The sequence below is a fragment of the uncultured Hyphomicrobium sp. genome, assembly GCF_902826555.1.
GTDB lineage: Bacteria > Pseudomonadota > Alphaproteobacteria > Rhizobiales > Hyphomicrobiaceae > Hyphomicrobium_C.
Window position 1 is genome coordinate 31,644 of the sequence record NZ_CADEFI010000015.1, and the last position, 8,933, is coordinate 40,576.

At 61.5% G+C, this 8,933-nt stretch carries 11 protein-coding genes; 3 read left to right on the forward strand and 8 right to left on the reverse strand.

All coding sequences use genetic code 11. From position 1 onward, the window contains the following. Positions 1-142 precede the first annotated feature (142 nt). From QZV93_RS08615 to QZV93_RS08640, 6 genes are all read right to left on the reverse strand, one after another. Positions 143-739, reverse strand: a complete 597-nt coding sequence (locus tag QZV93_RS08615) for a toxin-activating lysine-acyltransferase (RefSeq protein ID WP_295557632.1) — start codon at positions 737-739, stop codon at positions 143-145. 166 nt (positions 740-905) lie between these two features. Continuing rightward, entirely contained in the window at positions 906-1,544 is a 639-nt protein-coding gene (locus QZV93_RS08620) for a prepilin-type N-terminal cleavage/methylation domain-containing protein (protein ID WP_295557634.1), read from the reverse strand. Next, on the reverse strand, positions 1,534-1,920 hold the full coding sequence (locus QZV93_RS08625; RefSeq protein WP_295557636.1) for a prepilin-type N-terminal cleavage/methylation domain-containing protein: 387 nt from the start codon (positions 1,918-1,920) through the stop codon (positions 1,534-1,536). Before QZV93_RS08625 ends, QZV93_RS08620 begins: the two co-directional genes overlap by 11 nt. Positions 1,921-1,923: 3 nt before the next feature. After that, entirely contained in the window at positions 1,924-2,391 is a 468-nt protein-coding gene (locus tag QZV93_RS08630; RefSeq protein WP_295557637.1) for a prepilin-type N-terminal cleavage/methylation domain-containing protein, read from the reverse strand. Then, on the reverse strand, positions 2,388-3,596 hold the full coding sequence (locus QZV93_RS08635; RefSeq protein WP_295557638.1) for a type II secretion system F family protein: 1,209 nt from the start codon (positions 3,594-3,596) through the stop codon (positions 2,388-2,390). The genes QZV93_RS08630 and QZV93_RS08635 overlap by 4 nt, the downstream gene beginning before the upstream one ends. Beyond that, entirely contained in the window at positions 3,583-5,451 is a 1,869-nt protein-coding gene (locus QZV93_RS08640) for a GspE/PulE family protein (protein WP_295557639.1), read from the reverse strand. The genes QZV93_RS08635 and QZV93_RS08640 overlap by 14 nt, the downstream gene beginning before the upstream one ends. Before the next feature lie 36 nt (positions 5,452-5,487). On the opposite strand from QZV93_RS08640, the gene QZV93_RS08645 reads away from it, so the two are divergent. The 3 genes from QZV93_RS08645 to QZV93_RS08655 all read left to right on the forward strand — a co-directional run bounded on the left by QZV93_RS08645 (position 5,488) and on the right by QZV93_RS08655 (position 7,675). After that, a complete protein-coding gene (locus QZV93_RS08645; RefSeq protein ID WP_295557641.1) occupies positions 5,488-6,594 on the forward strand; it encodes a PilN domain-containing protein in 1,107 nt (368 codons plus the stop codon). Then, positions 6,591-7,157: a type II secretion system protein GspM gene (gspM, locus tag QZV93_RS08650; protein WP_295557643.1), complete on the forward strand. Its 567-nt coding sequence runs from the start codon at positions 6,591-6,593 to the stop codon at positions 7,155-7,157. The genes QZV93_RS08645 and gspM overlap by 4 nt, the downstream gene beginning before the upstream one ends. A 314-nt stretch (positions 7,158-7,471) precedes the next feature. Next, positions 7,472-7,675 carry a hypothetical protein gene (locus tag QZV93_RS08655; RefSeq protein WP_295557645.1) on the forward strand — a complete coding sequence of 68 codons (204 nt, stop codon included), beginning with the start codon at positions 7,472-7,474 and terminating at the stop codon, positions 7,673-7,675. Between the two features lie 5 nt (positions 7,676-7,680). On the opposite strand, the gene QZV93_RS08660 is transcribed toward QZV93_RS08655, so the two are convergent. Both QZV93_RS08660 and QZV93_RS08665 read right to left on the reverse strand, forming a co-directional pair. Beyond that, positions 7,681-8,655 (reverse strand): SCO family protein, encoded by a 975-nt coding sequence (locus QZV93_RS08660; RefSeq protein WP_295557646.1) that lies wholly within the window; start codon positions 8,653-8,655, stop codon positions 7,681-7,683. Positions 8,656-8,711: 56 nt separating this feature from the next. Further along, positions 8,712-8,933, reverse strand: a 222-nt coding sequence (locus tag QZV93_RS08665; protein ID WP_295557648.1) for a hypothetical protein, incomplete at its 5' end; no start/stop codon positions are given.

Here is an 8,933-nt window from a genome sequence, read left to right on the forward strand (position 1 = left end):
TGGCGCGCGGCGCTTCCGGATGCTTTAAAATTCGCGATCCCGCCAATCTTGGGAGCGCGTGAAGAGTAGCCGGTGCGAGCTTAGTTTTAGCCTCGGCCCCAGCCCCGACCATGCTTGGCATGGATGCTCGCGCGCGGCGTGTTCAAGCGGTTGCGTTCTGCAGAATGCGTGTGCCGAGCTTGCCGCTCGCGTTTCGCGTTCGAACCTTGACCAATCGGCCTTTCCAGGCATTTTCGCGCAGCGTCTTCACCATGGCCTTGAGGATGCGGTTGTCGCCTACGACATCGACGATCCAGATGATGTTGCCGCTTTTCCAATCCTCGGATTTAAGAGTGGTGGTTGCGCTGCTGGACAAGCGCCGATCGACATTCTCGGATACGCTGGCCCATAGGACGGCTGCGACGGGGGTGGCGAGGCCATCTTTCGTATGTGTCGCCTCGGCCAACGAGAACTGGCCGCTCAGCACGGCCGGTGCAACCTTCTCCTCAATCTCCGCAAGCGTCTTTCCGCGGTGGGACTTTGATCGGCAGCAGACCGCCATCACTGCGCCGAAGGCCTGGATGACACCGCGCGAATAAGCCTTCGCCTCTCCGAGAGCTTTCTTCGATGGTGCGGATGCGGTTGTGCCGTCCGGACGCGGTGACGCTGCCGTCACGGCCTGCTCTTTGACGGAGTCGCGCGCTATCGCGGCGCCATTCGCGGTTTCTTTGGGTTTATTCGTTTTCGATCTGAAAAACATGATGCAACGCTCCTTTTTCTTAAAATCTGGATGCCGATTTGTGCCGTTGAAAAGCCTGCATCGAGTTATGTCGTGAACGTCTTTGTGTTTGCCATTTGTTGTGTTCGGTTGTCGGTTCGCGTCTTGTGTTTCGGATTCATCGGCCGCGGCAGCTGTCTGTAAGTGCCTATCCGGCAGCGTTTATCAATGGTCGACCGGGCCGTAGGGGCACGTAAATCGCACCTGCAGATTTTCCGTTTCGCCATGCCTTCACGTGAATGGCCAAAGGAAATGAAGCGCGACCTTTCCACGTGTCTTGCCAAGATCTATTTTCGTTATCCGGGCCGGGTCCGAAGTATTGAATTTTGAAATTTGAAACCCCGGCATCGATCGTTCGTTGCTGTGACGGAGCCGTTCCTTTGCGCCGGTTCGGAGCATGCGGCGTCATCCGCAACGCCAATCCCTTGGTCGTGACGAGGCGGCCGAGTTCCACGCGGTAGAGTCCGCCTGGCATCTCGCCGTCTTCGACGGCAGCCAGGAACGCTACGTGCTCGGGTTCTCCGACAAAATGGATGTTGGCCTGGTTGCCGATGCGCTGTTCGTACAGCGGTTGCGCGTCGGCCAGGCGCTGCTCGACGAACCGCATCGATGTTGCGAATGTGATGTCGCCATCTTGGGCGATGACGCGTCGCAGTGCGTGCCGTGATGCGTTGAGCGCCGTCGATGTCAATGCCAGGACGATGGACAGAAGCGCGAGGGCGGCAATTGCTTCGATGACGCTGAAGCCGGCCTGCCGAGACGCCATCGCCTGCGCGTTATCGGTCATTGGCGCCGTCCATCTTCAGAGTCATCAGTCGCCTCGGCGGGCGGCCACGTGCGTGGGCTTCAACCGCGACCCAGTAGGCGCGTGGCTTGCGAAATGCGCCGAATGCATCGGCTCCCGCGTGGTGGGGACTGATCGACAGCGTCCAATCTATGCCGCCGTTACGGCCGGATTGCGTGCCTTCGACCAACGGCGTTTCCACGCCTGCTCTCGCGAGCTCTGTCTTCGCGACCTCGAGCATGCGGGCTTCGACATCGCTTATTCGTATGCCACGTGTGCCCAATGCCAGGCCGCGGTACGCGGCGGCCATGAGCAAGGCGCTGATGGTCAGTGCGACCAGGACTTCGATGAGGGAAAAGCCGGCTTCATCGGTATCCATTTCCTACCCCATCCGCCTGATGCGCACGGTCCCGGTCAACCAGTCGACTGCGATGGAAACGGCGGATCGGCTTTTTCTGAGGACGATGGCGCCGCCGGTCGCCGTCCCGTCCGGTTTGAATCGAACACGGATCCGCCCGCTGCCCGGCTCGGTAGCGAATCCGCTCGCCGACACGGCGATGCCTGCCTCGAGCTGTCTCAATGCCTTGTCCTGATCGGCGCCATAGCTACGCCGCGCCGGGTTCAAGACGAAATCACGTGGTAACGAACTTGAAATGCTGCCGGCCCGTGTCCGCGCGAGGGCTGAGGCAAGCCGGTATGCCGCGGCATCCAGAGCGACCGCGTCGCGGCTTGCAGAGACGCGCGGTCCGACGATCGCTGCGGAGGCGGCGATCACGACGAGTACGATCAGCAGTTCGAGGATGCTGTATCCGGCGTCGGTTGCGAATAATCGGTCATTGCCCGGCTTCATTGGAGCACCAGCGCGTTCATCGCCAGGACGGCGCTCAGAACGGAAACGACGATGACGCCGACGATACCTCCGATCACTAAGGTTAGAATCGGCGTAGCCATCGCTGTGAGGCGGTCGACGCGCCGCTGGAATGCGCCTTCATAAATTTCGGCGGCGCGCTGCGTGAGCGCGCCGAGCTGGCCGGTCTGCTCGCCGACCGAGACGAGCCGGAGAAGCAGGGGTGGTACACGGCTGGAACGCGCCAGTGCCGTCGCCAGGGATTCGCCCTCCTTGAGGCGGTGTCCGGCTTCGGCAATCGCGTCGCGAAACACGGCGCTCGATAGCGTGTCACCGGAAATCCGCAACGCGTCCAACATCGGCACGTCGTTGGCGAGCAGCATCGAGAGAGCGCGCGCGAAGCGGCCGGATTCGCGCTCCACGACAAGGGGTCCCACGAGCGGAAACCCGAGAATGGCGTGGTCGAGACGTTGGCGAACTGGCCGATTGGTGGCGGCCAACACGCCGATGCCGAGAAAGGCCGCAATGAGCGCGATCCAGGTCGTCATCTCGATCGCGCCGAGCCCCGAAAGCGTGCGGATGATGAATGGCGGATCGGTGCCGGCGTCGGCGAAGATCGGCAGAACGGCGGGGACGAGAACCACGGCGAGCACGCCGATGACGACAAGCGCCGCCACAAATATGAGCGCGGGATAGGCCAGCGATGCCACGATGCGGGTCCGGCTTTCCGCGCTGCGCTCCAGATAGTCAGCTAACTGCTCGAGGGTTGCCGGTAATGCGCCGCTCATCTCGCCCGCCGCCACCAGACGGGAATAGAACTCGGGAAATATCCGATCGCTGGCGATTGCCGCCGAAAGCTGCTCGCCTTCCGACACGCGGCGGAGCAGCTCATGGGTGGCCTGCCGCAGACGGGCGCGGATTTGAGGCTGCATCGAGAGGATGCGCAGCGTCTCGTCGACGGGAAGGGATGCCTTGACGAGGCTCGACAGCTCGCGCGTGAAGCTCGCGAGCTGCGATGTGGACAGCTTGTCCTGGCCGATTTCGCGCTGCCACCACGGAATCGTCTTTGCGCCGGGCTCGTCCAAATGGACGACGGTTTGGGCGCGCCGGGACAAGGTTTCAAGCGCGCTTCCCCGCGTGTCGGCCGAGATCTCTCCCGTGCGAAGGTTTCCATTCGCGTCGTACGCCTTGAAGCTATATCGCGGCATCGTCCGCTCTCGTCACGCGCAAGACCTCTTCGACGGTCGTCTCGCCCGCCAACGCCTTGGCGAGGCCATTGGCGAGCATGGGAACCATCCCGGCCGCAGTCGCCGTCGCTTCAAGCTGGCGTTCGCCCTGCCGTTTCACGATTCCGTCGCGAACATCGTCAGTTACCGAGAGAAGTTCGTAGACCGCTGTGCGGCCGGAAAAGCCGGTGCCTCGGCATTTGGAGCAGCCCACGGCCTTGAACAGGCCCTTACTGGACGGCGCCCGTTTTGCCAGGGCAGGTTCGGCAACCCGGATCAGCCGATCGATGTAGGCGCTCCCGGCTTCGGACGGCGCGCGACAACTTGGACACAGCCGGCGCACCAGCCGTTGCGCGAGGACGCCGACCAACGTCGAACCGAGCAAGTAGTCCTCGACACCCATGTCCAGCATCCGGGTGATGCTGGCCGTCGCGCTGTTCGTGTGCAGGGTCGACAGCACGAGATGCCCGGTGAGGGAAGCGCGGATTGCGATCTCCGCCGTCTCGAGATCGCGGATCTCGCCGATCATGATCACATCGGGATCCTGCCGGAGGATCGACCGCAACGCTTTGGAGAACGTTAGACCGATGCGGGGGGCAACCTGAACCTGGTTGATGCCGCCCATGTGATATTCGACGGGATCCTCGACGCTGAACAGCTTCCTTTCGCTGTCGTTCAGGCGATCAAGAGCCGTATAGAGCGTCGTCGTTTTTCCGCTGCCGGTCGGGCCGGTGACCAGCAGCATGCCGTTCGGCTCGGACAGCATGCGCTTGAGATCGACAAGGTCGCTTTCCGAGAAGCCGAGGTGCGAAAAATCGAGCGCGACGCTCGACCGGTTGAGGATGCGCAATACGACGTTCTCGCCCCAGATGGTCGGGATCGTCGCCACGCGCAGATCGACGTTGCGTCCTGCGACGATGCTGTTGATGCGTCCATCCTGCGGCAATCGCCGCTCGGCAATGTCGAGCCGCGCCATGATCTTTATGCGGGACGCGATGGCCGCGTGGGACTCTTTCGGAAGCCGGTCGTACATCTGCAAGACGCCGTCGATCCGGAGGCGAATGTTCAGGCAATCTTCCCACGGCTCGACGTGGATGTCGGAAGCTTGGGCCTCGACCGCGCGGGCAATCAGCTCGTTGACCAGCTTGATGACGGGCGCGTCGCTCGCGAGGTCCTCCAGCCGGCGAATATCTTCGTCAGCCGATTGTTGGGCGCCGCCGCTTTGCTGCGCGAGCCCCGCGACGCGCCCGGGGCCTTTCGAATCATAGAGCCGCTCGATCGCTCGCTCGACGTCACCGACGGTTGCAATCGCCGCGTCGATCGGGTGACCCAAGAGGAATGCAAGGGAGCTCAGGGCATCGGTGTTGAATGGGTCGCCCATTGCGACCGTGACGCGCCCTTCGGCGTGCGCAACGGGGATCATCTGCGCGGTGCGCAGGAACTCGGGAGGCAAGTCGACGTCGACGGCGCGCGATTCCGGGAAGTCGGAGGCCGATAGGCGGGGGAGCTCAAGCAACGCAGACAGGGCTTCAACAATGGACGCTTCATCCACCAAGCCCAGTCGAGTCAGGATCAGATCCAGGCGCTCGCCGCTTTGCGCCTGCACCTTTTCCGCCCGTTTCGCGGACAGCGGATCGATCAGGCCGCGGGCTGCAAGGTGAGCCAACAGGCTTTCCGAGAACCCGGCGGATCTGGGGTTCGGACGCGCAGACCGTGGTGCAGAGCTTACAATCTGCATGACGCCAACACAGTGAATTGGGTGCTTTTCTTGGGGAAGAGCACCGGGACAAACATCGATAAATGGATTATAAATCAGATCCAGGAACGAGCGCCACAAAAACCGGTGTGCTCGCGCTTCTTTTGATCGCGTATTATGCAAGCTTTCACAGGCACCTTCGGGATCTATTCAAGGCGTGCGCTTGAATGGTGGACGGGCGAGCTTCTCGGCCTGTTTCCCCATTCCGTCCGCTCTGCTTTTTCTGAGGATCCGGACGGCCTCACGCTTTACGATGACGATGGCCAGCTTCGCGTCGTTCCGCGCGGCCGTGCATCGGAAGGCGGCGGGGCGAGCGTCGCGAGTGAAGCGGTGCATTGGCCGGATTTTGTCCAGCGTGGAGATGGCGCTATTTCCGGCGTTGCCGCCGTCTGGTTGCCGTATTCAGCATGCCTTGAACGGACCTTTACGATTCCGGCTGCGGCCGCTCAGGACCTGGAACGTATTAACCGACTGGAGCTCGAGCGGGCCACGCCATTTAAATCGGCGGATGTATTGTTTTCATACATGGCCAGCCCGTCCCCGGAAAATCGTGGCGCCCTTTCGATCAGGCAATTCATTATCAAGCGGCAGACGCTCGCGGCGCTGCAAACACGGCTGAAAAATGCTGGAGTCGATGCGGGAACGATCACCTGTCTGGACAAAAACGGGCAAAAGCCGCTTCCCATTAATTTCTTGGCGGGCAACAAGACGGGGCAGGGTCGCAAATTCGAGATGCTTCCGGTGCTTGCCGCGATTGTCTTTTTATTGCTCGCGACGGCGACGGCAATTGCCGTGATCCGGTCGGAGCGCGTCCTATCCAGCCTTGTCGCGCGAACGGACCAAGCTCGCGCTGAGTGGCAGAAGCGGCAGGCTTCAGCCATGCCGGCGCTTGCGAAACGTGATGAGGCCAACGCCATTTCGGCGCTCAAGTCCAGGTATGTTCCGAGTGTGTTGCTTCTGAATGAGCTGACGCATCTGCTGCCGGATGACGTGCACCTTTCCGACCTCAAAATCGTCGGACAAGGCGTTGTGATCAGCGGGCTTGGGCGGGACACATCTCGTCTCATTCCCCTGCTCGAGGGGAGCGGTTTTTTCACGGACGTTCAACTTGCGGCACCGGTTACGATCGACCCGGCGACGGATGGCGAGCGCTTCAGTATTCGATTTTCACTTCGCGGCGGGGCTTCGGCCATTCGCGAGACCGCCGGGGAGGAGCCGCTATGAGGCTCATGTCGCCCCTGTTGAGCAAGCTCGCGGCGATCGCGCTGACCTTGATCCTTGCGTTGGCGATTTACGTCGCGCTTGTCGCCCCGGTGGCGCATCGGCTCGCCTCGGCGGACGAGCGGATTGACGAGCAGCGCCGGTTGCTCGGCAGGTTTGTGGATCTGCTCGAGACGACGAATGTCAGTCCAGAGGGTGACGAAGCGGCTCTCAAGAGCCTCAACTTTGTTCTTCTCAGCGGGCACAGCGAGCAGATCAAGGCGGCTTCGTTGCAAGCACGCGTCACAAAGACGGCCGACGACGTCGGCATTCGTCTCGCCAGTCTGGCGGTCGTTCCCGCTCGTACGGAGGACGGCGTACGCGTCGTCGGCGTCGACGTGCAGTTTCAAACCGATCTGCAGCGGCTTCAAGCACTGTTGCTGAACCTCGAAACGAAGCGGCCGTTCGTCCTCGTGGATGCGCTTCAGGTCTCCCGAGCGCCGGACGCCAGCGAACGTCCAGGACGAGAACTCGATGTCCGGATCACGGCGCTGGGACTCGTCGGCAAGGCGGAGGCGGCGCCATGAACTCGGCCTTGAGACGCGCCGTCACCATCGGGTTCGCGGTCGCAATCGCGCTATTGATCGGCGCCAACGCATATGTGCTCACGCGTGATATCGATACATCTCCCGTTCGCGGGGCGACGCCTAACGGCGCATCGCCGTCCGGTGCAGCGACAGTCATATCGGATGCCGATATTTCTCCGAGTTCCGTAGCCGAGAGTCTGGAGCGGCCGTTATTCAACGCGGGGCGTCGGCCTGCTCCGCTCCCGGTGTCCGCATCTCAGGACGCGGACAAAACCACTGTGTCTCAACCGGACGCCCTTACTTTCGTCGGAACGATGCGTTGGGGGAGCTCGCATCTGGCGCTGATCAGGGCGGCGTCGGATCCGCTTGCGAGATGGATCAGCATCGGTGGCACGGTGGACGGTTGGACGCTCAAAGGGATCGAGCGGGATTTCATCGTCGTCAAGCGCGCAAGCCGAGAGGTTCAAATTCCCATCCTGCAGAAGCAGGCGCCGCAAAGCGCAGGCACGGCAGATTGAGGGACCTACTTTCCTTCCGGACCATTGCCTGCGGCGGCGCCGATCACATCCTGATCGCCTGTCTTTCCGGCGTTCGTTTCGATGTATGTGATGACGTCTTCGGCATCCTTTTCGGTGAGACCCAGCTCCGGCATTCTCAACCCGCGATACTCCGCGAGGAGGGCAAGCGCGGTGGGATCGCCTTCCCCGATCATTTTTCCGGGCGAGACGATGAAACGGACGAGCCAGTCGCGGGGGCGCCGGGCCGTCACGCCCGCAAGATCGGGACCAATGTGTTTGCCGTCGCCGATCTTATGACATGCGGCACACGCCTTTACGAATAGCGCGCGGCCCGGAACATGGCCGAGTGAACGCGGCGCTCCGCCGGTGATGGCGCCCGCTACTTTCATGGTCGGAGTGTCGCGCTCGCGACGGTCCATGCGCACAATGTTATGGGCGAGGTGCTCGGCATCGGCGAAAATCGAATCGCGGCCCCATTCGCCAGTGGCGTCGTTGCCGAGAAGAACATCATTGCGGTGATCGCCGAGAGACTTGCTGCGCTCGCCGAGCTTTTGGCGAATGGTAGAAATATTCTCAGGCGTTCCGGTCAGGAACAGCCAACCGGGACCGGTGTGGAAATTGGCGGCGTACTTTTTCAGGACCTCCGGACCATCCAACGCCGGATCGAGCGTGATCGAATAAAAGAAGATGTCGCGCCCGACGCGGTCGCCAAGCATTTCACGCACCTGCGCGAGCCGCGCCGTTGCGAGTGAGCAGACGTCGCGGCAACTCGTATAGATGAAGTTGACGACAACGATCTTGCCTTTGATCAGATCTTCGTAGAAGCGAAATTCCTTGCCGTCATGCGTGACAACGGGGGTGTTCGTGAAGTAGTCGGCGCTCCACATGCGTTGCGGGAAACGACTTTCCTCTCTCGGTGAGAGGCTTGAAATCGAGAACGGATCGCAGAAGGCAAGCGCAAGGCCTGCTCCAATGCTCAAGGAGCCGATCAGGACTGATATCAATCGCACCATACTCAACCGAGCGTTTCGATCGTCTAGCTGCTACGTTTTTTGCGTGGATCTCCTTCCGGCAGAATCTCAGGCGTCATGAACGTTACGCCGTCTTCCGTAGGGATGGGTGTCGGAGAAATTGCCAACTGGGCCTCGCCGTTGTCGGCTATCAGCTGGTAGCGCAGGAGCATGGCGAAATCCTCGTGCACCGTGTTGTGACAGTGCTGCACGTAGGCTCCGCCGAACTCGCCGAACTGAACCTGGAA

Excerpts from the sequence above, each read along its gene's own strand:
- QZV93_RS08635 (WP_295557638.1), bottom strand. The coding sequence starts at position 3,596 with ATGCCGCGATATAGCTTCAAGGCGTACGACGCGAATGGAAACCTTCGC.
- QZV93_RS08620 (WP_295557634.1), bottom strand. The coding sequence starts at position 1,544 with ATGACCGATAACGCGCAGGCGATGGCGTCTCGGCAGGCCGGCTTCAGC.
- gspM (WP_295557643.1), top strand. The coding sequence starts at position 6,591 with ATGAGGCTCATGTCGCCCCTGTTGAGCAAGCTCGCGGCGATCGCGCTG.
- QZV93_RS08630 (WP_295557637.1), bottom strand. The coding sequence starts at position 2,391 with ATGAAGCCGGGCAATGACCGATTATTCGCAACCGACGCCGGATACAGC.
- QZV93_RS08645 (WP_295557641.1), top strand. The coding sequence starts at position 5,488 with ATGCAAGCTTTCACAGGCACCTTCGGGATCTATTCAAGGCGTGCGCTT.
- QZV93_RS08615 (WP_295557632.1), bottom strand. The coding sequence starts at position 739 with ATGTTTTTCAGATCGAAAACGAATAAACCCAAAGAAACCGCGAATGGC.
- QZV93_RS08655 (WP_295557645.1), top strand. The coding sequence starts at position 7,472 with ATGCGTTGGGGGAGCTCGCATCTGGCGCTGATCAGGGCGGCGTCGGAT.
- QZV93_RS08625 (WP_295557636.1), bottom strand. The coding sequence starts at position 1,920 with ATGGATACCGATGAAGCCGGCTTTTCCCTCATCGAAGTCCTGGTCGCA.